The sequence below is a fragment of the Streptomyces aureoversilis genome (assembly GCF_042657885.1).
Classification (GTDB): Bacteria; Actinomycetota; Actinomycetes; order Streptomycetales; family Streptomycetaceae; genus Streptomyces; species Streptomyces aureoversilis.
In genome coordinates, this window is record NZ_JBHSKJ010000006.1 from 332,936 (window position 1) to 355,392 (window position 22,457).

22 protein-coding genes are annotated in these 22,457 nt (G+C 72.2%); 12 read left to right on the forward strand and 10 right to left on the reverse strand.

Going from position 1 to position 22,457, the window contains the following annotated elements:
* Nucleotides 1-78: 78 nt before the first annotated feature.
* Complete coding sequence (locus ACFPP6_RS13525; RefSeq protein WP_382040843.1) at nt 79-1,884, forward strand: bifunctional metallophosphatase/5'-nucleotidase; 1,806 nt, start codon at nt 79-81, stop codon at nt 1,882-1,884.
* A 59-nt stretch (nt 1,885-1,943) separates the two neighbouring features.
* Here ACFPP6_RS13525 and ACFPP6_RS13530 read toward each other — a convergent pair whose 3' ends face one another.
* Nucleotides 1,944-2,351: a YidB family protein gene (locus tag ACFPP6_RS13530; RefSeq protein ID WP_382040845.1), complete on the reverse strand. Its 408-nt coding sequence runs from the start codon at nt 2,349-2,351 to the stop codon at nt 1,944-1,946.
* 85 nt (nt 2,352-2,436) lie between these two features.
* A complete protein-coding gene (locus ACFPP6_RS13535) occupies nt 2,437-3,297 on the reverse strand; it encodes a helix-turn-helix domain-containing protein (RefSeq protein ID WP_382040848.1) in 861 nt (286 codons plus the stop codon).
* A 136-nt stretch (nt 3,298-3,433) separates the two neighbouring features.
* Here ACFPP6_RS13535 and ACFPP6_RS13540 point away from each other — a divergent pair, with 136 nt between their 5' ends.
* A complete protein-coding gene (locus tag ACFPP6_RS13540) occupies nt 3,434-3,904 on the forward strand; it encodes a hypothetical protein (protein WP_382040851.1) in 471 nt (156 codons plus the stop codon).
* Nucleotides 3,905-3,962: 58 nt separating this feature from the next.
* On the opposite strand, the gene ACFPP6_RS13545 is transcribed toward ACFPP6_RS13540, so the two are convergent.
* The 5 genes from ACFPP6_RS13545 to ACFPP6_RS13565 form a co-directional block, all read right to left on the reverse strand.
* The gene (locus tag ACFPP6_RS13545) at nt 3,963-5,354 is read right to left on the reverse strand and encodes a sensor histidine kinase (protein ID WP_382040854.1); all 1,392 of its coding nucleotides are present in this window, start codon (nt 5,352-5,354) and stop codon (nt 3,963-3,965) included.
* Nucleotides 5,351-6,076 (reverse strand): response regulator transcription factor, encoded by a 726-nt coding sequence (locus ACFPP6_RS13550; RefSeq protein ID WP_382040857.1) that lies wholly within the window; start codon nt 6,074-6,076, stop codon nt 5,351-5,353. Before ACFPP6_RS13550 ends, ACFPP6_RS13545 begins: the two co-directional genes overlap by 4 nt.
* A 59-nt stretch (nt 6,077-6,135) precedes the next feature.
* The gene (locus tag ACFPP6_RS13555; protein ID WP_382040860.1) at nt 6,136-7,236 is read right to left on the reverse strand and encodes a S1C family serine protease; all 1,101 of its coding nucleotides are present in this window, start codon (nt 7,234-7,236) and stop codon (nt 6,136-6,138) included.
* A 168-nt stretch (nt 7,237-7,404) separates the two neighbouring features.
* Entirely contained in the window at nt 7,405-8,430 is a 1,026-nt protein-coding gene (locus ACFPP6_RS13560) for a LacI family DNA-binding transcriptional regulator (protein ID WP_382040863.1), read from the reverse strand.
* 24 nt (nt 8,431-8,454) lie between these two features.
* Nucleotides 8,455-9,231 carry a response regulator transcription factor gene (locus ACFPP6_RS13565; protein WP_382040866.1) on the reverse strand — a complete coding sequence of 259 codons (777 nt, stop codon included), beginning with the start codon at nt 9,229-9,231 and terminating at the stop codon, nt 8,455-8,457.
* 241 nt (nt 9,232-9,472) lie between these two features.
* Between ACFPP6_RS13565 and ACFPP6_RS13570 the strand changes: the two genes are divergently transcribed.
* On the forward strand, nt 9,473-10,336 hold the full coding sequence (locus ACFPP6_RS13570) for an alpha/beta hydrolase family protein (RefSeq protein ID WP_382040869.1): 864 nt from the start codon (nt 9,473-9,475) through the stop codon (nt 10,334-10,336).
* 273 nt (nt 10,337-10,609) lie between these two features.
* Here the strand turns inward: ACFPP6_RS13570 and ACFPP6_RS13575 are convergent, their stop codons facing one another.
* Together ACFPP6_RS13575 and ACFPP6_RS13580 are read right to left on the reverse strand one after the other, a co-directional pair.
* Nucleotides 10,610-12,511, reverse strand: coding sequence for an ABC transporter ATP-binding protein (locus ACFPP6_RS13575; protein WP_382041030.1), 1,902 nt, complete (start codon nt 12,509-12,511; stop codon nt 10,610-10,612).
* A gap of 164 nt (nt 12,512-12,675) precedes the next feature.
* On the reverse strand, nt 12,676-14,409 hold the full coding sequence (locus ACFPP6_RS13580) for an ABC transporter ATP-binding protein (protein ID WP_382040872.1): 1,734 nt from the start codon (nt 14,407-14,409) through the stop codon (nt 12,676-12,678).
* Between the two features lie 184 nt (nt 14,410-14,593).
* Between ACFPP6_RS13580 and ACFPP6_RS13585 the strand changes: the two genes are divergently transcribed.
* The 6 genes from ACFPP6_RS13585 to ACFPP6_RS13610 all read left to right on the forward strand — a co-directional run bounded on the left by ACFPP6_RS13585 (nt 14,594) and on the right by ACFPP6_RS13610 (nt 19,018).
* Nucleotides 14,594-14,839, forward strand: a complete 246-nt coding sequence (locus ACFPP6_RS13585) for a MoaD/ThiS family protein (RefSeq protein ID WP_382041033.1) — start codon at nt 14,594-14,596, stop codon at nt 14,837-14,839.
* A gap of 10 nt (nt 14,840-14,849) precedes the next feature.
* A complete protein-coding gene (locus ACFPP6_RS13590; RefSeq protein ID WP_382040874.1) occupies nt 14,850-16,199 on the forward strand; it encodes a hypothetical protein in 1,350 nt (449 codons plus the stop codon).
* A 98-nt stretch (nt 16,200-16,297) separates the two neighbouring features.
* On the forward strand, nt 16,298-17,011 hold the full coding sequence (locus tag ACFPP6_RS13595; RefSeq protein WP_382040877.1) for an LmeA family phospholipid-binding protein: 714 nt from the start codon (nt 16,298-16,300) through the stop codon (nt 17,009-17,011).
* Nucleotides 17,012-17,436: 425 nt separating this feature from the next.
* Nucleotides 17,437-18,279: a sulfurtransferase gene (locus tag ACFPP6_RS13600; RefSeq protein ID WP_382040880.1), complete on the forward strand. Its 843-nt coding sequence runs from the start codon at nt 17,437-17,439 to the stop codon at nt 18,277-18,279.
* A gap of 37 nt (nt 18,280-18,316) precedes the next feature.
* Nucleotides 18,317-18,604, forward strand: a complete 288-nt coding sequence (locus ACFPP6_RS13605; RefSeq protein WP_058045696.1) for a DUF1416 domain-containing protein — start codon at nt 18,317-18,319, stop codon at nt 18,602-18,604.
* A gap of 156 nt (nt 18,605-18,760) precedes the next feature.
* On the forward strand, nt 18,761-19,018 hold the full coding sequence (locus ACFPP6_RS13610) for a DUF3099 domain-containing protein (RefSeq protein WP_382040882.1): 258 nt from the start codon (nt 18,761-18,763) through the stop codon (nt 19,016-19,018).
* 34 nt (nt 19,019-19,052) lie between these two features.
* Here the strand turns inward: ACFPP6_RS13610 and ACFPP6_RS13615 are convergent, their stop codons facing one another.
* Entirely contained in the window at nt 19,053-19,418 is a 366-nt protein-coding gene (locus tag ACFPP6_RS13615) for a DsrE family protein (RefSeq protein WP_382040885.1), read from the reverse strand.
* 289 nt (nt 19,419-19,707) lie between these two features.
* Between ACFPP6_RS13615 and ACFPP6_RS13620 the strand changes: the two genes are divergently transcribed.
* The 3 genes from ACFPP6_RS13620 (at nt 19,708) to ACFPP6_RS13630 (ending at nt 22,455) form a co-directional block, all read left to right on the forward strand.
* The gene (locus ACFPP6_RS13620) at nt 19,708-20,304 is read left to right on the forward strand and encodes a heme-binding beta-barrel domain-containing protein (RefSeq protein ID WP_179082083.1); all 597 of its coding nucleotides are present in this window, start codon (nt 19,708-19,710) and stop codon (nt 20,302-20,304) included.
* Between the two features lie 349 nt (nt 20,305-20,653).
* Nucleotides 20,654-21,682: a FecCD family ABC transporter permease gene (locus tag ACFPP6_RS13625; protein WP_382041036.1), complete on the forward strand. Its 1,029-nt coding sequence runs from the start codon at nt 20,654-20,656 to the stop codon at nt 21,680-21,682.
* Complete coding sequence (locus tag ACFPP6_RS13630) at nt 21,682-22,455, forward strand: ABC transporter ATP-binding protein (RefSeq protein WP_382040887.1); 774 nt, start codon at nt 21,682-21,684, stop codon at nt 22,453-22,455. Before ACFPP6_RS13625 ends, ACFPP6_RS13630 begins: the two co-directional genes overlap by 1 nt.
* Nucleotides 22,456-22,457 lie beyond the last annotated feature (2 nt).

Consider the following 22,457-nt stretch of genomic DNA (forward strand, 5'->3'; position numbering starts at 1 on the left):
GTTCTACGCGGGTTGATCTAGGCTGCCGCAGACCATTCCACCCACCTCTCACTCGCAAACATGCATAAAGGGGAACACATGCACGCGACGCCGCCACGCAAGCGCATGGCGAGACGGCTGACCGCGACCGCAGCCGCGCTCGCCGCCACCGCCGGTGTCCTGGCCACGGCCGCCCCGGCCGACGCCCTCTCCTACGGCCGTACGGGCCGCACCGTCGACGTACAGCTGCTCTCCTTCAACGACCTCCACGGCAACCTGGAGCCGCCGCAGGGCTCCTCGGGCACCGTGACGGAGGCCCAGCCGGACGGCACGACGAAGGCCATACCCGCCGGCGGCATCGAGTACCTCGCCAACTCGCTGCGCTCCGCCCGCAAGGGCCACGAGTACTCGATCACCGCGGCGGCCGGCGACATGGTCGGCGCGAGCCCGCTGATGACCGGCCTCTTCCACGACGAGCCGACCATCGAGGCGCTCAACAAGATCAAGCTGGACGCCTCCTCCGTCGGCAACCACGAGTTCGACGAGGGCCGTGCCGAGCTGCTGCGCATGCAGAAGGGCGGCTGCCACCCCAAGGAGGGCTGCTTCGAGAAGGGCAGGACCTTCCAGGGCGCCGGCTTCCCCTACCTCGCGGCCAACGTCACCGACGAGAAGTCCGGCAAGCAGATCCTCAAGCCCTACACGGTGTGGAAGCACAAGGGCGTGAAGATCGGCATCATCGGCCTCACCCTGGAGGGCACCCCGGACGTCGTCACGGCCGAGGGCGTCAAGGGCCTGAAGTTCGCCGACGAGGTCGAGACGATCAACAAGTACGCCAAGGAGCTCGACCGCCAGGGCGTGAAGTCGATCGTCACGCTCATCCACGAGGGCGGCATGCCGGCCTCGGGCGCGTACAACTACGACTGCGACACCCCGGGCGCGGGCGCGGGCATCTCCGGCGCGATCGTGGACATCGCGAAGAAGGTCACGCCGAAGGTGGACGCCCTGGTCACGGGCCACACCCACCAGGCCTACGCCTGCACGATCCCCGACCCGTCGGGCGCCCCGCGCACGGTGACCTCGGCCGCCTCCTTCGGCCGCGTGTTCACCGACACGACGCTGACGTACGACCGCCGCACCAAGGACATCGTCCGCACGACGGTCAAGAGCCCGCGCGCGAAGAACCACGTCGTGAACCGTGAGCAGCCCAAGGCCGCGGACATGACCAAGCTCATCGACCGCTGGAAGACCCTGGCGGCGCCGGTGGCCAACAAGCCCGTCGGCTACATCACCGCCGACATCAACGGCCGCGGCTCCGAGGCCTACGAGAAGCCGCTCGGCGACGTCATCGCCGACGCCCAGCTGGAGGCCCTGGCCCCGGCCGACAAGGGCGGCGCCCAGATCGCGTTCATGAACCCCGGCGGCATCCGCTCCGACCTCGCCTTCAAGGCGTCGGGCGGCGAGGGCGACGGCGTCGTGACGTACGGCGAGGCGTTCACCGTCCAGCCGTTCACGAACATGATGCAGACCAAGACCCTCACCGGCGCGCAGGTCATCGCGGCGCTCCAGCAGCAGGTCAGCGGCCCGAACGAGGCTCAGCCGAAGATCCTGCAGATCAGCAAGGGCCTGACCTACACCCTGGACCTGACGAAGAAGGGCGCCGACCGCGTCCCGGCCTCGTCGGTCAAGCTGAACGGCACCGCCGTCGACCCGGCGAAGTCCTACCGCGTCGCGGGCAACGAGTTCCTGATGGGCGGCGGCGACGGCTTCCCCGCCTTCAAGGAGGGCACCGACAAGCGCGTCGGCGCGTCCGACCTGGACGTCTTCAACGCCTACCTGACGGCCCACTCGTCGAAGGGCGCCCCGCTGGCCCCGCCGGCGGCGGACCGCATCACGGTCGTCAAGTGACCCCGTGATCCCGTGATCCCGAGGACGGCCCCGGCGTGTGCCGGGGCCGTACGCGTCCCTTACGACTGCTGCCGGATCAGGTCCTCCAGCGATCCCTCCGGCACCTCGCCGGCCGGGGTCAGCTTGTCGACCGCCTGCGGCAGGGTCCGGGCGAGCTCGTCGGCCGCCTCCTCCGGGGTGACGCCCGCCTGCTGCGCCACGTGGTCGAGCGCCTGGTACGGCAGGGCCTGGGCCACCTCGGGGCCGCTGACCTCCTGGTTCGCCCCCTTGCCGACCCACGAGTCGGTCTTCTCCCCCAGACCGCCCTCCTTGAGCGTGTCGAGCAGGGCGCCGAGGGGGTTGCTGCCCGCGCCGTGCGTACCGGCGCCGCCGAGCGAGGTGAGGAGCGCGCCCAGCAGATTGCCGCCCTTGCCGCCCGCACCGCCGCCGAGCAGTCCTCCCAGCAGGGCACCCAGGTCGTTGCTCATCGCTGCCGCCTCCTCGATCGCCTCATGACCAGAGCCTTACCCCCGGATGCCCGCACCAGGGGCCGGGCCCTGCAGATTCACCCGTTCACCTGCCCTCCAGAGCGCGGACGATGTCCAGGATCAGGTCCCGGGACCTCCGCTCGTCCAGGGCGACGGACTCCATGCGGTCGAGCACCATCCGGTAGCGGTCCAATTGCGCCGCCGCGTCCACCAGTTCCGAGCCGTGCTCGCGGTCGACGTGCACGGTGTCCAGCTGGGGCACCGGGCCGACCGCGAACAGCGTGGACTGCCCCGAGCCGGGGAACGCCCCGGCGTCGAAGGGGATCACCAGCACCCTGATGTGCTCGCGCTCGCTCATGGCGAGGATGTGCCGCAGCTGCGGCCCCGCGACGGGCGGGCCGCCGAAGCGCATGCGCAGGGCGGCCTCGTGGACGATCGCCGTGTACGGGGTGGGGTCGTCCCGGTAGAGGACGGCCTGCCGCTTGATGCGGTGCGAGACCCGGTGCTCCACCTCGGGCGGGGCCAGCGGCGGCACGACCTGGCGGAAGATCTCGCGGCAGTGCTCGGCCGTCTGGAGCAGCCCCGGCAGGTGGGCGACGTACGACGCGCGCAGGGCCACCGCGTGGTGTTCGAGCTCGGCCAGGTCCAGCAGCCCGGCCGGGAGGATCTCGCGGTACTCCTCCCACCAGCCGCGCTTGCGCTCCCCGGCCATCTCGATCAGGGCCGCGACCAGCGCTTCGTCGGAGCACGAGTAGTTGCGCGCCAGGGCGCGCAGGCGCTCGGCGCTCACTCCGTAGCGGCTGGCCTCGATGTTGCTGATCTGCGCCTGGTTGGTGCCCAGGAGGCGCCCGGCCTCGGTGGACGTCAGCCCTGCGCGCTCGCGCAGCTTGCGCAGTTCGGCACCGAGGCGGAGTTGACGCGCCGTCGGGCTGCTCCTCACCGGCATCTCTCGCCTCTCCCGCACGTCACCCACATGGGTGCTTACCGAAGTAGTTCTGCCAACGCCGCTAAATACCTTTGGCCGGGCGGCGTACGGTGGTGAGCAGCGCCACTCACCTGCTCGCCTCGTCAGAGGAGCCAGCATGGCCACGGTACCGCCGCAGACCCCCTGGTCGTACGCCCTCGAACTGCCCCACGACCCGCAGTCCGCCCGCGCAGCGCACTCCGTAGCGCACTCCACCGTCCGCACCGTCCTGGAGGCGTACGGGATGGACGAACTGGCCGGCGAGGCCGGGCGGTTGGTGGAGGAGCTGCTCACCTCAGGCTACCGGGGCCCGCACCCCGCCACGTCGCTCCGGCTCACCCACCTGCCGCCGCTGGGGGTCGGGATCACCGTGTCGTACGGCCGGGGGCGGGAGGTCGCGGCGGTCGCGTGGTCGTCCCGGTTGCGCGGATCGCGTGACATGCCGGTCACGCTAGACGGCGCGATCGGTCCGGCAGGTGCGGAGCGTCCGGGATCCGCCGGAAATGATGGTGACCGCACCGGTATTGACGGGCAGGGCCACGCAATCACGCGTCCGTCCGCGCTCCACGCAACGCAACCCCAGAAGTGAAGGACGGAAAGGCCATCCGCCTTGCAGATAGGTCGCAGTGGGGCGGATTGGCCGGCCCCTACAGCGCGGGCGGCGCCACCGGCGCGCCCGGCAGCCGCACCGAGGCGACCGTTCCGCCGCCCTCCGCCGGCCGCAGGGCCACCTCGCCGCCCGCCTGCTGCACCGTGCGGGCGACGATGGACAGGCCCAGGCCGCTGCCCGGCATGCTGCGGGCGGACGGCGAGCGCCAGAAGCGGTCGAAGACGTGCGGGAGTTCGTCGGGTGCGATGCCCGGGCCGTGGTCGCGCACGGTGAGCTCACCGGTGGACGACAGGGCCACCTCCACCACGCCTCCCGGCGGGCTGAACTTCACGGCGTTGTCGAGCAGGTTGACCAGGGCCCGTTCCAGGGCGGCCGGTTCGGCGCGCACGTACCAGCTCTCCAGGTGCACCCGGAAGGTCAGCCCGGAGCCGCGCAGCCGGGCCCGCTCCACGGCCCGCCCGGCCGCCTCGTGCAGGGCGATCACCTGGACGGGGCCGCTGCCGGGGTCGGCGTCGGGGCGGGAGAGCTCCTGCAGGTCGCCGATGAGCGCGGCGAGTTCGGTCATCTGGGCGCGGACGCTGGCGAGGAGCTCCTTACGGTCGTCGGGCGGGATCTCGCGGCCGGTCTCCTCGCTGCGCACCAGCAGGTCGATGTTGGTGCGCAGCGAGGTGAGGGGGGTGCGCAGCTCGTGCCCGGCGTCGGCGATGAGCTGCTGCTGCCGGTCGCGGGAGGAGGCGAGGGCGGCGGTCATGGCGTTGAAGGAGCGCGAGAGCCGGGCGATCTCGTCCTCGCCCTCGACGGGGATGCGGACGGCCAGGTCCTCGGTGCGGGCGATGTGCTCGACGGCGCCGGTGAGCCGGTCGACGGGCCGCAGCCCGGCCCGGGCGATCCACGCGCCGGCGGTGGCGGCGAGGAGGACGCCCACGCCCGCGGTGACGGCGAGGACGGCGGCGAGCGCGTTCAGGGGCCGGTCGATCTCGCTGAGGGGCTGGGCGATGGAGACGGCGGTGCCGGGCACGGGCCCGGGCGAGGTCGCCACCCGCATCTCCGTGCCGTCCCGGGCCTGCGCGTCGTGCAGGGTCCGGCTCTGCTGCCCCTGGGCGACGAGGAGGTCGCCGGTCTCCACCTTGATGGGGGACTTGCCGACCGTGCTGCAGACGAACCCCTCGCCGGTGATGATCTGCACGGTGTAGGGGCGGAAGAGCGTGGACGGGCCGGTGGGGACGGAGCCGCAGTTGCGCAGCAGCGTCTTGACCGTGGCGTCGTCCGCGCGGACGCTCGTCAGCGTCGTGTCCCGCTGATGCTCCAGCTCCTGCCGGGTGACCAGCCAGCAGGCGACGGCCGCGGCGGCCACGGCCACGGCGACGGCGGCCGCGGTCAGCAGCGCCAGCCGGGAGCGGAGCGGCAGCCGCTGGAATCTCGCGATCATTCGGTGCCGTCCGCCCTGAGGACGTAGCCCACTCCGCGCACGGTGTGCACCAGGCGCGCCTCGCCGCCGGCCTCGGTCTTGCGGCGCAGGTACATCACGTACACGTCCAGGGAGTTGGACGACGGCTCGAACTCGAAGCCCCAGACGGCCTTGAGGATCTGCTCGCGGGTGAGGACCTGCCGGGGGTGGGCGAGGAAGAGCTCCAGCAGCGTGAACTCCGTACGGGTCAGCTCGACGGGCCGGTCGCCGCGGGTGACCTCGCGGGTGTCGAGGTTCATCCGCAGGTCGGCGAAGGAGAGCATGGCGGAGGCGGCGGGCGCGGCCGTCGCGTAGGCGCTGCGGCGCAGCAGGGCGCGGATGCGGGCCAGCAGCTCGTCCAGTTCGAAGGGTTTGACGAGGTAGTCGTCGGCGCCGGCGTCGAGGCCGGTGACGCGGTCGCCCACGGTGTCGCGGGCGGTCAGCATGAGGATGGGCACGGTGACGCCGGAGGCGCGCAGGCGGCGGGCGGCGGTGAGGCCGTCCATGCGCGGCATGAGGACGTCCAGCACGATCAGCTCCGGGTCGAAGGCGGCGACCTTGGCGACCGCGTCGAGACCGTCGACGGCCTGCTCGGTGGCGTACCCCTCGAAGGCGAGGCTGCGGCGCAGGGCCTCGCGGACGGCGGGCTCGTCGTCAACGATCAGGATGCGGGCGGGCTGGTCGCCGTGGTCGGCGGGGCTCATCGGCTTACCTCACGGGTGCAGGGGGTCGGGGCGCTTCTCAGCCTCGCACGGCCGTGCGCTCAGCTGTCGCCGCCACCCGCCCGGAGCTTTGCGAGGTCCGCCTTGACGGTGTCGACGGGAATGGCGAAGCCGAGGCCGACGCTGCCCGCGGAGTCGCCGGAGCCGGTGGCGGAACTCGGGGCGTACATGGCCGAGTTGATGCCGATGATCTCGCCGTTCATGTTGATGAGGGCGCCGCCGGAGTTGCCGGGGTTGAGGGAGGCGTCGGTCTGGATGGCCTTGTAAGTGGTCTTGGAGGAGCCGGTGTCGCCGTTGTACTGGTTGCCGCCGAACTCGAAAGGCCACTGCGGGACGCCGCGGCGCTGCCGCTCCTGGCCCTGCCCCTGGCCCTGCTCCTTGGAGACGGTCACGTCGCGATTGAGGGCGGAGACTATGCCGCTGGTGACGGTGCCGGTGAGGCCCTCGGGGGAGCCGATGGCGACGACCTCGTCGCCGACCCTGACCTTGCCGGAGTCCCCGAGCTTGGCCGCCTTCAGCCCGCTCGCGCCCTGCATCTTGATCAGGGCGAGGTCCTTGGCGGGGTCGGTGCCGACGACCTTGGCGGTCTTGGTGCTGCCGTCGCTGAGGACGACCTGCACGGTGTCGGCGCCCGCGACGACGTGATTGTTGGTGACGATCTCCCCGTCGCCCGTGATGATCACGCCCGAGCCGGTGGACTGCCCGCTGGTGGTCGATGCCTTGATCTCGACGATGCTCGGGCTCACGGCCTTGGCGACGGCGGCCGCTCCGCCGCTGCTCCTGGAGGAGGCGTTCTGGACGGGCGTGGACTGGCTGACGCGGTCGGCGCGGCTGGTGAGCTCGCCGACGAGGGCGGCCGAGCCGCCGCCGACGACCGCGGCCACGATCGCCACGGCGGCGAGCAGCCCCACGGGCTTGCGGGCGCGGTGGCCGCCGCGCGGGGCCGGGGGCTGCGGGGCGGGCTCGGCGAACCCGGCGTACGGGGTCCGGCCGCCGCCCCCGCCGTCGCCCGAGCCGTCACCGGGCCAGACGGTCACCCCGCTGGCGGTGGTGACCGGCTGCTGCGGCGGGTACGCGGGGGGCTCCGGGTACGAGGAGTGCTGCGGGTCCTGGGCGCCGTAGGGGCGAGTGCTGTCCGTCATGAGCACGACTCTGCTGCCCGCAGATGAGAACTGTCTGAGGGAGCACTGAAAACGGGCCGAGAAGTCCGTTCGTTCCGTATAAGGCTCCCGGCGCGGCCATGCCTTGCAAGACTCCCGGCACGGCTTGCCGGCCCGTGCCGGCTACGGGAGCGCGCCGGCCGCGAGCCGTCAGTCGCCGCAGCCGCAGGAGCGCCGGACCACCAGCGCCGACGGGAACTGCTTCAGCCGCTCGCGGCGCGTGCCCATCACCCGCAGCGAGTCGTCCAGGACGAGGTCCACCGCGGCGCGCGCCATGGCCTGGCGGTCGGAGGCGACCGTGGTCAGCGGCGGGTCGGTGAGGGCGGCTTCCTTGACGTCGTCGAAGCCGGCCACGGCGAGCTCGCCGGGCACGTCGATGCGCAGCTCCCGCGCCGCCCGCAGCACGCCGATCGCCTGGTCGTCCGTGGCGCAGAGCAGCGCCGGCGGGCGGTCGGGCCCGGAGAGCAGCTCCAGGGCGACCTTGTAGGCGTCGTACCGGTTGTACGGGGCCGGGAAGAGCCGGCCCTCCAGGGACTTCCCTGCCTCCCGCATGGCGCGGCGCCATCCCTCGACGTGGTCGGTGACGGGGTCGCCGATGGTGGGGGTGCGCTCCGTGCCGCCGAGGCAGGCCACGTAGGGGTGGCCGTGCTCCAGCAGGTGGCGGGTGGCCAGCTGGGCGCCGCCGACGTCGTCCGTGACGACGGCCACGTCGTCGATGGCGTCGGGGCGGCGGTGCATCAGGACCACCCGGGCGTCCCAGGCGTCGATCTCCGCGGCCGCGTGCTCGCTCGGGCCCTGGCTGATGAGGATCAGGCCGGAGACCCGCATGCCCAGGAAGGCTCGCAGATAGTGCACCTCGCGCTCGTCGAGGTAGTCGGAGTTGCCGACGAGCACCATCTTGCCGCGCTCGGCCGCAGCCTGTTCGACCGCGTGCGCCATCTCCGCGAAGAAGGGCTGGCGGGCGTCCGGGACGATCAGGCCTATGAGGTCCGTGCGACGGGACGCCATGGCCTGGGCCACCCGGTCCGGCCGGTACCCCAGCTCCTTGATCGCGGCCAGCACGCGCTCGCGCGTGGCCGGTGCCACCGGCCTCGGTCCGTTGTTGATGACATAGCTGACCACCGCGGTCGACGTCCCCGCCAGTCTCGCCACATCGTCCCGCGTCACCTTGGCCACGCGCGGAAGTCTACGCGGGTCCACTCACCGTTCGGCCGGGCGAGCGGCCCCGCTCTTCGCGGCCTCCGGCTCCTCCGTCCGCTGCGCCTTGGCGGAGTCCTTCGGCTTGCCCTCGCCGGGGTTGTCGATCTTCTCGGGCACAACGAACCGATACCCGACATTCCGCACGGTGCCGATGAGCGACTCGTGCTCGGGCCCGAGCTTCGCCCGCAGCCGCCGCACGTGCACGTCGACCGTGCGGGTGCCGCCGAAGTAGTCGTAGCCCCAGACCTCCTGCAGCAGCTGGGCGCGCGTGAAGACCCGGCCCGGGTGCTGGGCGAGGTACTTCAGCAGCTCGAACTCCTTGAAGGTGAGGTCCAGCACCCGCCCCTTGAGCTTGGCGCTGTACGTGGCCTCGTCGACGGAGAGGTCGCCGGTGCGGATCTCCATGGGGCTGTCGTCCGTCGAGATCTGCCGGCGGCCCATCGCCAGCCGCAGCCGCGCCTCGACCTCGGCCGGGCCCGCGGTGTCGAGCAGGACGTCGTCCACGCCCCAGTCGGCGGTGACGGCCGCGAGGCCGCCCTCGGTGACGACGAGGATCAGCGGGCAGCCCGGGCCGGTGGAGCGCAGGAGCTGGCAGAGGCTGCGCACGTGCGGAAGGTCACGCCGGCCGTCGATCAGTATGACGTCGGCGCCGGGGGTGTCCACGAGGGCCGGGCCCTCGGCGGGGGCCACCCGCACGCTGTGCAGGAGCAGGCCGAGCGCCGGGAGCACCTCCGTGGAGGGCTGGAGGGCATTGGTCAGGAGCAGCAGGGAACTCATCGGCTGCCACCCGCCTCACTGGTCGTACGGTCCTTGCGGACCCGCGCGCTTCGCTCGCCCATGACGTCGGTTCCTCCTCGGTCCCTGCGAAGGGGTACCACCCAGGGCCTTGCTCTGGGGGAGAGTGCGGCACTGCTTCGTACGGTTGCGTGCGTCCCAGCACTTGTCTCAGCACATGAATGCACAAAAGGACCCGGGGGCTACTCTGCCCGGATCCTCTCTGCCCAGCAGAATAACCCACATGACTTTCCGAGGTCCGGACGATTTTGCACGACCTTGTGTTTCGTCGATCACTTCGAGTGGTCATCGCATCGCGCTCTTGACAGCCGACGGTGTCCGCGTGGAGGCGGCGTACGAACCCTGCACGGGATCGCGGACGCCCCCGCCGGACACCCCCGCGGTGGTGCTCGCGCACGGCTTCACCGGAGCCCTCGACCGGCCCGGGCTGCGCCGGGCCGCGCGGGTGTTCGCCCAGCGTGCGGCCGTGATCACGTTCTCCTTCCGGGGGCACGGCGGCTCGGGCGGCCATTCCTCGGTCGGCGACCGCGAGGTGCTCGACCTGGCCGCCGCGGTGCGCTGGGCGCGCTCGCTCGGGCACGAGCGGGTGGCCACGGTGGGCTTCTCGATGGGCGGCTCGGTGGTGCTGCGGCACGCCGCGCTCCACGGCCCGGGACGGCGCGTGGAGTACGGGGAGCACGCGGGGCGCACGGACGCACACGCCGACACGGTCGTGGCGGTAAGTGCGCCGTCGCGTTGGTATTACCGCGGTACCGCACCCATGCGGCGGCTGCACTGGGCGATCTCACGGCCCGCGGGGCGGCTGATCGCGCGCTACGGGCTGGGGACGCGGGTCCAGGCGGAGGACTGGGACCCGGTCCCGCTCTCCCCGGTGGAGGCGGTCCCGATGATCGCGCCCCGGCCGCTCCTGATCGTCCACGGCGACCGGGACGCGTACTTCCCGCTCGACCACCCTTACGCCCTCGCGGGCGCGGGTGATCCACAGTTCACGGAACTGTGGATCGAACGGGGCTTCGGCCACGCGGAGAACGCTGCGCGCGGTGAGCTTCTCGAACGGATCGCCCGATGGGTGTGCGCTCACGCCTGACGGTGAGTCCGGCACCGCCGGGTTCCCGCGTCGTTGTTTCGCACCGCCGCGGCGGCAAGGGATCGAGGGGCTCCGCCCCTCGAAACCGCCGGCATGCGGCCGGTCCGGCACCGCCGGTCAGCCGGGTTCGTGGTTGCGCGCCGCCGCGGCGGTTCTGAGAGGCCCGGCCTCTCAGAACCGCCGCCGCGGCGCGCGGCCACCGCGGCGAGGGTCCGGCGGAATGCGGAGCCACCGCAAGCGGCAAGCCCCGATCCGCCGGACCGGCACGACGCGCTACGCCTGCTCGGCGACCGGCTCCGCGAACTGGGCCTCGTACAGGCGCGCGTACGCGCCCTGCGCCGCCAGCAGCCCGTCGTGCGTGCCCTGTTCCACGATCCGGCCGGACTCCATCACGAGGATGACGTCCGCGTCGCGGATCGTGGACAGGCGGTGGGCGATCACGAAGCTCGTGCGGCCCGTGCGCAGCCGGCCCATGGCCTGCTGGATGAGCACCTCCGTGCGGGTGTCGACGGAGCTCGTCGCCTCGTCCAGGACGAGGATCTCCGGCTCGGCCAGGAACGCCCGGGCGATGGTGATGAGCTGCTTCTCGCCGACGCTGACGTTGGAGCCCTCGTCGTCGATGACCGTGTCGTAGCCGTCCGGCAGGGTGCGCACGAAGCGGTCGACGTGCGTGGCCCGCGCCGCCTCGACGATCTTGTCCATGGGGGTGCCCGCGGGCGCCCCGTAGGCGATGTTCTCCGCGATCGTGCCGCCGAAGAGCCAGGTGTCCTGCAGGACCATGCCGATGTGGGAGCGCAGCTCCTCGCGCGACATGGCGGCGATGTCGGTGCCGTCGAGGGTGATGCGGCCGCCGCCCACCTCGTAGAACCGCATCAGCAGGTTGACCAGCGTGGTCTTGCCGGCGCCGGTGGGGCCGACGATGGCGACGGTCTGGCCCGGCCGGACGGACAGCGACAGGCCGTCGATGAGCGGCTTGTCGGCCTCGTAGCGGAAGGAGACCTCTTCGAAGGCCACCTCGCCGCGCACGCGGCCCGGCTTCGGCGCGTCCGCCGCGTCCGGGGACTGCTCCTCGGCGTCGAGCAGCTCGAAGACGCGCTCGGCGGAGGCGACGCCGGACTGCACGAGGCTGGCCATGGAGGCCACCTGGGTGAGGGGCTGGCTGAACTGGCGCGAGTACTGGACGAAGGCCTGCACGTCACCGATGGACAGCGCGCCGGAGGCGACCCGCAGCCCGCCGACGACGGCGACGAGCACGTAGTTCAGGTTGCCGATGAACATCATCGCGGGCTGGATGACGCCCGAGATGAACTGGGCCTTGAACCCGGCCTGGAAGAGGTCCTCGTTCTCCTTGCGGAAGATCTCCGCGGACTCCTTCTCGCGGCCGAAGACCTTCACCAGCGCGTGCCCGGTGTACATCTCCTCGATGTGGGCGTTGAGCGTGCCGGTGGTCTTCCACTGGGCGACGAACTGCGGCTGCGCCCGCTTGCCGATCTTCGTGGCGACGACGACGGACACCGGGACGGTGATCAGCGCCACCAGCGCCAGCAGCCAGGAGATCCAGAACATCACGGCCAGCACGCCGGTGATCGTCAGCAGCGAGGTGACGATCTGGCTCATGGTCTGCTGGAGGGTCTGCGCGATGTTGTCGATGTCGTTGGTGGCGCGGGAGAGCACCTCGCCGCGCGGCTGCTTGTCGAAGTAGCTCAGCGGCAGCCGGCCGAGCTTCTCCTCGACCTGCCGGCGCAGCCGGAAGACGGCGCGCTGGACGACGGTGGTGGCGATCCGCGCCTGGACGAGGCCGAACAGGGACGCGCCGACGTAGATCAGCAGGACCCAGAACAGCACGTTGCCCACGGCGTCGAAGTCGATGCCGCGGCCGGGGGTGAAGTCGACCGAGCCCAGCAGGTCGGCGACGGTGCCGTCGCCCTGCTGACGCGTCCGCTCGACGGCCTCGGCCTTGCTGATGCCGTCGGGGAACTTGTTCCCGACGACGCCCGCGAAGATCAGGTCGGTGGCCCGGCCGAGGATCTTCGGGCCGAGGACGGACAGGGCGACGCTCGCCACGCACAGGACGAGCGCGACGCTTATCAGGGCCCGCTCGGGTCTGAGGGTGCCCAGCAGCCGCTTGCTGGAGCCGGCGAAGTCCATGGACCGCTCGGTGGGCTGGCCGCCCATGAAGCGGGCCATGCCGGTGGCGGGGGCGGGCCCGCGCCGGGCGGGGGCGGCCGGTTCCCCGGCGGCCTTGCCCTCCGCGGCCTTGCCCTCGGCGGTCCCGGCCTCGGTGACCTGGGCCTCCGCGGCCTCGTCCCCGCCCGGGGAGGCCGGTTTCTCCGGGGTCGTCACGCCGCCTCCTCCTCGGTGAGCTGGGAGAGCACGATCTCCCGGTAGGTCTCGTTGCCGGCCATCAGCTCGGTGTGGGTGCCGGTGCCGACGACGCGGCCCTCGTCCAGGACGACGATGCGGTCGGCGTCGCGGATCGTGGACACGCGCTGGGCGACGATGACGACGGTCGCGTCCCCGGTCTCGCGGGCCAGCGCGGCCCGCAGGCGGGCGTCGGTGGCGTAGTCGAGGGCGGAGAAGGAGTCGTCGAAGAGATAGATGTCCGGCTTGCGGACCAGGGCGCGGGCGATGGCCAGGCGCTGGCGCTGCCCGCCGGAGACGTTCGTGCCGCCCTGGGCGATCGGCGCCTCCAGGCCGGCCTCCATGCTCTCGACGAAGTCGCGGGCCTGCGCCGTCTCCAGCACCGCCCACAGCTCCTCGTCGGTGGCGTCGGGGCGTCCGTAGCGCAGGTTGGAGGCGACGGTGCCGGTGAAGAGGTACGGCTTCTGCGGGACGAGGCCGATGGCCTCGGCGGAGCGGGCGGGGTCGAGCTCGCGGACGTCCACGCCGCCCACCCGCACCGTGCCGGCGGTCGCGTCGAACAGCCGCGGGACCAGGCCGAGCAGCGTGGACTTCCCGCTGCCCGTGGAGCCGATGACGGCCGTGATCTCGCCGGGCCGGGCGACGAGCGAGACGTCCCGCAGGACGGGCTCCTCCGCGCCGGGGTAGCGGAACTCCACGCCGTCGAGCTCCAGGTGGCCGCCGCCGCGCAGCTCGGTGACCGGGCGTGCCGGGGGCACCACGCTGGAGTCGGTGGCCAGGACCTCCTGGACGCGCTCGGCGCAGACCTCCGCGCGCGGCACCATCATGAACATGAAGGTGGCCATCATGACGGCCATCAGGATCTGCATGAGGTAGCTGAGGAAGGCCGTCAGCGCGCCGATCTCCATGTCGCCGCCGTCGATGCGGTGGCCGCCGAACCACAGGACGGCGATGGAGGAGAGGTTCACGACCAGCATCACGGACGGGAACATCAGCGACATCAGCCGGCCGGCCTTGAGGGAGACGTCCATCAGATCGGCGTTCGCGCCGTCGAAACGTTCCCGCTCGTGCGCGTCGCGCACGAAGGCGCGGATGACGCGGATGCCGGTGATCTGCTCGCGCAGCACCCGGTTGACGGTGTCGATCCTGTCCTGCACCCCGCGGAAGATGGGGCGCATCCGCCAGATGATCAGCGAGACGATCACGCCGAGGACGGGGACGATGACGAGCAGCAGGGCGGACAGCGGCACGTCCTGCTCGAGCGCCATCAGGATGCCGCCCACGCACATGATGGGCGCGGAGACCATCAGCGTGAACGCCATGAGCACCAGCAGCTGGATCTGCTGGACGTCGTTGGTGGTACGGGTGATCAGGGAGGGCGCGCCGAAGTGCCCCATCTCCCGTGCGGAGAAGGACTGCACCCGGTCGAAGACGGCCGCGCGCAGGTCGCGCCCGACCGCCATGGCGGTGCGGGCACCGTAGTAGACCGCGCCGATCGCGCACACGATCTGGACGAGGGTGACCGCGAGCATCCCGCCGCCGAGGGCGAGGATGTAACCGGTGTCACCCTTGACGACACCGTTGTCGACGATGTCGGCGTTGAGCGAGGGTAGGTAGAGCGTGGCAAGCGTCTGGACGAGCTGCAGGAGCACGATCAGCGCGATCGATGTGGAGTAGGGCCTCAGATACGCCCGTGATAGTCGGACCAGCACACCGGGCAGCGTAAGCGAGCGCCTCGCCGTGCGGCCTCCGTATTTACGGCGGCGGGCGGCCCGTCGCCCGGCACCCGTCATCATGGGAGGCGGCAGAAGAAGGAAAGGGGTCGCCGTGGCGACGACAGAACCGGCACAACCGGTGAAACCGGCCCTGCCGGGGCAGCCGGGACCGGTGGGCACCATGCGGTACTGGGCCGCGGCGAAGGCCGCCACCGGTACGGCCGAGGAGCCGTACGCGGCGCGGACGCTCGCGGAGGCGCTGGACGCGGCCCGCCGGCGGCACGCGGGATCCCCCGAGTTCGCCCGGGTGCTGCTGCGGTGTTCGTTCCTGGTGGACGGCGCCCCGGTCGGCACCCGCGACCACGCATCGGTCCAACTGGCCGAGGGCGGCACCGTCGAGGTGCTCCCGCCCTTCGCAGGAGGGTGACCCCGGCAGCATGAGCAATCAGCCGCACCATACGTACGATCCGCAGGACCCGTACGACCCGTACAACGACGCCCGCACCCGGCGCTATGACGCCCAGTCCTACGACCAGGGCGGGGCCTACGGTTCGTACGACCAGCAGCAGCCGCAGCAGGCACAGCAGCCGCACCATCAGCAGGGTCAGGGGGCGTACGGCGAGACGTACAACTCCTACGACGCGTACGCGCAGCAGCCCCAGCACCCCCAGCACCCCCAGCAGCAGCAACCGCAGCAGTACCAGTGGCCGACCAACGGCGGCCAGGGCTACCCCGCACAGCAGGAGGAGCCGGTCACCCAGACCTGGCAGACGCCCACCTGGGACACGGGCACGTGGCAGCAGCCGGCCGTCCCCGCCGAGGACCATGCCTACGACGCGTCCTGGCCCGGCGGCCCGCTCCCCCAGCAGCCCGCCGAGCCGTACGCCGGCGGCCGCCAGGCGCTGCCCGAGGAGCGTCCCGCGGGCGTCGTCCCCGGCCCGGTCCCCGGGGCCGTGCCCGTTCCGCACGAGCCGGGCCGGGTGCCGGAGCCGGTGCGCGAGCCCGTGCCGGGCGAGGTCGCCGGCCGGCCGATGACGGCCGCGGAGAAGGCGAAGGCCGAGGGCCGCCCGCAGATCCTCTCGCCGGGCCTCAAGCCCGCCCTGATCACGACGGCGCTCGCCGCGCTGCTGGCGCTCACCGCGCCGCTCGGCCAGTTCGCGCTGGCGGTGCCGCTGGTGCTGCTGCAGGCCGTGACGGCCGCAGGCTGGTTCCGCCTGAACGGCATGTGGCCCGCCCGGCAGGGCATCGCGCTGGCGTTCCTGGGCGGCGTCGCCGCCGACATCGGGATGCTGGCCACGGACTCCGTGCAGGCGCCGACCGTCGTCATCGGCACGCTCGGCGTGTGGATGCTGCTGGTCCTCGTCCTGCAGCTGCGCAGCCACGCCTCGCCGGACGAGCGGCTGTACGGGCTGACGGCGGCCGCCGCCGCGTCCGCGGTCACCGTCATCGCGGCCGGTCACCTGGCGGCCTCCTCCGACGCCGTCGTGGTCGGCGCCACGGCCGCGGCCGCCGCCGCCCTGGCCCGGGCGCTGCCGCTGCCGTCCCTCGCCGCGCCCGTCGTGGCGCTGCTCGCGGCCGCGGGCTCGGGCGTCGCCACCGGCGGCCTGACGGATCTGGGCACGTCCGCCGCCCTGCTGGGCCTCGCCGCGGGCGCCTGCGCCCTGGTCGGCCTGCGCGTGGCGAGCTACGACTACCCGTCGCGGTTCGTGCACATGACGGCGGGCGTGGCCCTGCCGCTGGCGGCCGCGGCCCCGGCGGTCTACGTGCTCGGCCGCGTCCTGGGCTGATCGCCCGTCCCTCCCGCCGCAGCGGTCCGGTTAGGCTCCATCGCATTGCAAGGGCAGTGCAGGAGCCTGACCGAGACCGGGGGAGCTGGAGAGACCGAATGCGCGCGATACGCATAACCCTGATCATCGCGGTGATATTGGGGGCCCTTTTCGTGGGCGCCGACCGCATCGCCGTCTACTTCGCCGAGGAGCAGGCGGCGGAGAAGATCCGCAGCAGTCAGGGGCTGACCGGCACCCCCGAGGTCTCCATCAAGGGATTCCCCTTCCTCACGCAGATCGCCGACTCCACCCTGGAGGAGGTCGAGGTCAAGCTCGACGGCGCGACCGCCAGCTCGGGCGGGCAGTCGATCCGGGTGTCCGGCTTCGACGCCAAGCTGCAGGACGTAAAGATCGACAGCAGCTTCTCCTCCGCCGTCGCGAGCCGGGCGACGGGCACGGCGCACCTGTCGTACGAGGACCTCAGCAAGGCCACCAACGACCCCACGGTGAAGGTCGGCTTCGGCGGCCAGGGCGCCGCCGGCAAGAGCCAGGTCAAGGTCACCGGCAAGGTGCAGCTCGCGGGGCTGCCCATCGAGCGCAGCGTCATCTCCACGGTCACGATCGTGAACGGTGACACCGTCCGGGTGCGGGCGGACCAGATCCCCGACGAGGCCCAGGCCTTCCCCGGCCTGGAGCGGGCGATCCGCCAGAAGACGGACTTCGACCGGCGCATCAGCGGCCTGCCGAAGGGCATCAAGCTGGACAAGGTCGTGGCGACGCAGGACGGTGTGGACATCACGCTGACCGGCTCGGACGTCAACCTGGCCGGCTGACCGAACGGCCCCCGCCCTCCGGTCCACCCAGCGAGACGCGGTGTCCGGAGGGCAGACTTCCTGGTGACGCGGACGCCGGGGGCGGCACCCGCCCGCCCCTCCCGCACCCCTTCGGACTTCCCTCATCTCAGCATCCGGAAGATCTCGTCTCACTATCCAACACACCGGTGACACGCCAACCCACCGTCCCTACGATCGTGGGCATGAAGCGACAGGCGGACCTCACGAAGCGGCGGGCAGTCGACCTGTGCCGCGTCGCCGCCATGCTCTGTCGTCATGTCTGACGGGAAACGTTCCCCTCGTTCACGGGAAGTCTTCCCCCGTCTCGTCTCCCACCCCACCCGCTGCGCAGCGCCGCGCGCTCCCCTCGCCGCGCGCCCAGCAAGCGTTTGCGCACATCCGCAACTGCCCCGGAGGAGAACAGCATGAGCCGCAGTGACGTCCTGGTGGACGCCGACTGGGTACAGGCCCGCATCGACGCAGGTGACCCGAAGACCGTCATCGTGGAGGTCGACGAGGACACGTCCGCGTACGACAAGAACCACATCAAGACCGCCGTCCGGATCGACTGGAAGAGCGATCTGCAGGACCCGGTCCGCCGCGACTTCGTGGACCGGGCCGGCTTCGAGGAGCTGCTCTCCTCGAAGGGCATCGCCAACGACGACACCGTCGTCCTCTACGGCGGCAACAACAACTGGTTCGCCGCGTACGCCTACTGGTACTTCAAGCTCTACGGCCACCAGGACGTGAAGCTCCTCGACGGCGGCCGCAAGAAGTGGGAGCTGGACTCGCGCGACCTGGTCGCCGAGGTCCCGCAGCGCCCCCGCACCGCCTACGAGGCGAAGCCCCAGGACGCCTCCATCCGCGCCTTCCGCGACGACGTCGTGGCGGCCATCGGCTCGCTCAACCTGGTCGACGTCCGCTCCCCCGACGAGTTCAGCGGCAAGCTGCTCGCCCCGGCCCACCTCCCGCAGGAGCAGTCGCAGCGCCCCGGCCACGTGCCGACCGCGCGCAACATCCCGTGGTCGAAGTCGGCCAACGACGACGGCACCTTCAAGTCCGACGAGGAGCTGACGGCGCTCTACGAGGGCGAGGGCGTGGACCTGTCGAAGGACACCATCGCCTACTGCCGGATCGGTGAGCGCTCCGCGCACACGTGGTTCGTGCTGCACGAGCTGCTCGGTCAGCAGAACGTCAGGAACTACGACGGCTCCTGGACCGAGTACGGCTCCCTGGTCGGCGTGCCGATCGAGCTCGGCGCCAACTGACACGTCTCCCCTGCAACAGGCAACAGAAGGAACGCTTATGTGTGGAGCAAAGGCCGGCGGCCCCGACGCCTCGACCGCCAAGCCCGGTGAGACCACGATCCAGGGCTCGGTGACCCGTGACGGCCAGCCCGTCACCGGCTACGTGCGCCTGCTGGACGCGACCGGCGAGTTCACCGCCGAGGTGCCCACGTCCGCGACCGGGCAGTTCCGCTTCTACGCGGCGGAGGGCACGTGGACGCTGCGCGCGCTGGTGCCCGGCGCGACGGCCGACCGCAAGGTCGTGGCGCAGCAGGGCGGCCTGACCGAGGTCGCCATCGCCGTCTGACGACCGGCGTCGCAGGACGCCACCGACGGCCGGAGGGCCGCACCCCGGGGTTGGACGCCTTGGGGGGTGCGGCCCTCCGCGCCGTCGGCCTACCGCCGGTGCGGCCCTCCGCGCCGTCCGCTTACCGCCGCCTGCCCACAGCCGTACCGTGGACTTATGTACGCGCGGCGACGCCATCTGTACTTCGCCATGATGGGCACCTGCATCGGGCTGTTCGTCCTGGCGTGGTCCGTCGTGCGCCTGTGGTCCGTGCCCGCCGCGGTGGGCATGTGCCTGTTCGCCATGGTCATCCCGCCCGTCGCGGCCATCGTCGCCAACCGGCGCGGGCCCGACGACCGCTGGTGGGACGACCCCTCCGGCGATCCGAAGTCGGACGAGTGGTGGGACGAGCTCGACGGCAAGAAGCGGTACTAGCCCCCGGCACCAGCCTCCGGCGCCCAGTAGGCGCCTAGTAGACGAGCGCCTGCACGCCCTCCGCCATCGCCTCCTGGACGAAGACCTGCGCGCCGGCGATGCGCGCGCCCTCGATCAGGTCCTTCTCCTCGATGTCGCGGCGCGCCGCGCACTGCGTGCACACCGTGATCATGCCGCCGCCGACGCGGATGCCCTCGATGAGGTCCGGCAGCGGCGCCGCGTGCGGCAGCTCGAACTCCGCCGCGCGCCCCGGCAGGGCGAACCACGACGACTCACCGGTCAGCCACAGCGACACCTCGACGCCGCTCGCGACGGCGACGGCCGCCACCGTGAACGCCTGGGAGCACCGCTCGGGCGCGTCCGCGCCCGCCGTCACCTTGATCACCAGCTTCTTGGCCATGCCAGGCACTCTAGCCCTGCGGCCGCAAGGCCGGGCGGGCACGATCCACCTCACAGCGCCGCCGGAACCGGGGCCGACTAGACTCGTGACCGGTCCGTACACCCGTGACCGGTCCGTACACCCTCACTCCCGACGAGGAGCGCGCTCGTGCTTGAGGCAGTCTTCACCACCCTGCTCGTCCTGGTCGCCGTCGGCGTTCTCGCGTTCGCCGGCCTGACCTGGAAGAAGCTGTACCAGGGCCAGCGCTGACCCGCCCCGTTGTCCGCTCTCGCACAGATCGTCTGAGCCCATGATCGAGATTCCGTCCGACCTCCACCCGGACCTCGTCCCCCTCGCCTTCCTCCTCGGTAAGTGGGAGGGTGCGGGCGTCGCCGACTTCCCGGGTGCCGAGAAGTGCAACTTCGGGCAGGAGGTCGTCTTCAGCCACGACGGCCGTGACTTCCTGGAGTACACGTCGCACAGCTGGGTGCTCGACGCCGAGGGCAAGATGGTGCGCCCGCTGGAGAGCGAGACCGGCTTCTGGCGGATCGACAAGGACCGCAAGGTCGAGATCGTGATGGTCCGCGACCAGGGCGTCGCCGAGGTCTGGTACGGCGAGCTGGCCGACCAGAAGCCGCAGATCGACCTGGCCACCGACGCGGTCGCGCGGACGGAGGCGTCCGGCCCGTACAGCGGCGGCAAGCGCCTGTACGGCTACGTCAAGGGCGACCTGATGTGGGTCGGCGAGAAGGCCACCCCCGAGGTGCCGCTGCGCCCCTACATGTCGGCGCACCTGAAGAAGATCGCCGACCAGAAGAGCCTCCAGGAGTGGGCGGCAAGCCTGCCCGAGGACGCCCCCGACGGCGTCGCCTTCTACAACCCGGACGGCACGCCCTACACCGGCTGAGCCGCAGGGCCCACAACTTCACAGCGCCCCGTGGGGGAAGTCCGGTCGAATTCCGGCGCTGACCCGCAACGGTGGACGGAAGGCCCTTCGGGGCCTTTTCCGTAAGCCCGATCACCCACGGCGGCGCACGCTCCCCGCACAACTCGCCGTGGACTGCGAGGGGACCACCCGGGCACACGACCGCCTTCGCCTCGGGCCGCTCCTCCGTACGTAGGGACGCGGCCCGAGGCGAAGGCGTACGCACCCCGTGTCAACAGATCTCCCGGCCGTCTGCCCGAAGGGCTCCAAGGAGCCCGCACCCGGGTCCGCGCCCGGCGCGCCGCCGGGCCCCGCGGCCCCGCCCCGGCGGCTGCCGCTGCCCCCGCTGCTGGCCGGCCTGGCCGCGGCCCTGCTGCTCTCGGTGCTCTGCGGCACCGGCCTCGGCGCCGCGGGCGTCACCTGGGGCGAGACGCTGCGCTTCCTGCGGGCGGGGCTGACCGGCGGGGGCATCTCCCCCGGCGAGGTCTCGGCCTACACCATCGTGTGGGAGCTGCGCTTCCCGCGCGCCCTGCTGGCCGCGGTCGTCGGCGCGGGCCTGTCCGCCGTCGGCGTGGCCGTGCAGGCCATGGTCCGCAACGCCCTCGCCGATCCCTTCGTGCTGGGCATCTCCTCGGGCGCCGCGATCGGCGCCAACGCCGTGCTGCTCTTCGGCGCGCTGGGCGCGCTGGGCGTGTGGGCGCTGTCCGGGGCGGCGTTCGTCTCGGCGCTTGCCGCGATGGTGCTGGTCTACCTGGCGGCCCGCACGCCGCAGGGCCTCACGCCGCTGCGGCTGGTCCTCACCGGTTCGGCGATGTACTACGGGTTCTCCGCCGTCACCACCCTGATGATCTTCAGTGCGGACCGCGGCGAGGCCTCCCGCTCGGCCATGATGTGGCTGCTCGGCAGCCTGGGCGGCGCCACCTGGTCGTCCGTGCCGATCGCGGCGGCCGTCGTGCTGGCCGGGATCGGCGCCCTGCTGTGGACGGCGCGCAGCCTGAACGCCCTGGCCATGGGCGACGAGACGGCGGCCGCGCTGGGCGTGGACCCCGAGCGGCTGCGGCGCGGGCTGTTCGTCCTGGCGGCGGCCGTCACCGGCGCCGTGGTGGCCGTCAGCGGCGCGATCGGCTTCGTCGGCCTGATGGTCCCGCACGTCACCCGCATGCTCGTGGGCGCCGACCACCGCCGCGTCCTCGCCGTCGCCCCGCTGCTGGGCGCCGTGCTGCTGGTGTGGGTGGACATCGCCTCCCGGCTGCTGCTGGCGCCCGTGGAACTGCCCGTCGGCGTCCTCACCGCCCTCATCGGCGTGCCCTGCTTCGTGCTGCTGATGCGGCGCCGCCGCTACACCTTCGGGGGTGCCTGATGCGGGTCGACATCGAGGACCTGTCGATCGAGGTCGCGGGCGCCCGCCTGGTGTCGGACGTCGCGCTGCGCGCCGGGAGCGGGCAGTTCGTGGGGCTCGTGGGCCCCAACGGCAGCGGCAAGTCGACGCTGCTGCGCTGCGCCTACCGGGCGCTGCGGCCCGCCAAGGGCACCGTCCGCCTCGACGGCGACGACTTCCACGCCCTCGGCGCCCGCGAGGGGGCGCGCAGGCTGGCGGCGCTGCCGCAGGAGTCGGCGAGCGAGTTCGACTTCACCGTGGCCGAGGTCGTCGCGATGGGCCGCCTGCCGCACCAGAGCTCCGCCGGCCGGGTCACGGCCCGCGACACCGAGGTGTGCGCGGCGGCGCTGGAGCGCGTGAGCGCGGGCCACCTGGCAGGCCGGAGCTTCCCGACGCTGTCCGGCGGCGAGAAGCAGCGCGTCCTGATCGCCCGCGCCCTGGCCCAGGAGCCGGAGGTGCTGGTCCTGGACGAGCCCACCAACCACCTGGACATCGCCCAGCAGCTGGAGGTGCTGGCGCTCGTGCGCGACGCGGGCCCGACCGTCCTGGCCGCCCTGCACGACCTCGACCTCGCCGCCGCGCACTGCGACGTGCTCTACGTCATCCGGGGCGGCCGCATCGTCGCCTCCGGGCCACCGGACGAGGTGCTGACCGCCGGGCTGCTCGCCGACGTCTTCGGCGTCCGGGCGCACCGCGTGCCGCACCCCGAGACCGGCGCGACGCGCCTGATCTTCGACCGCCTGCCCGCTTCGTAAGG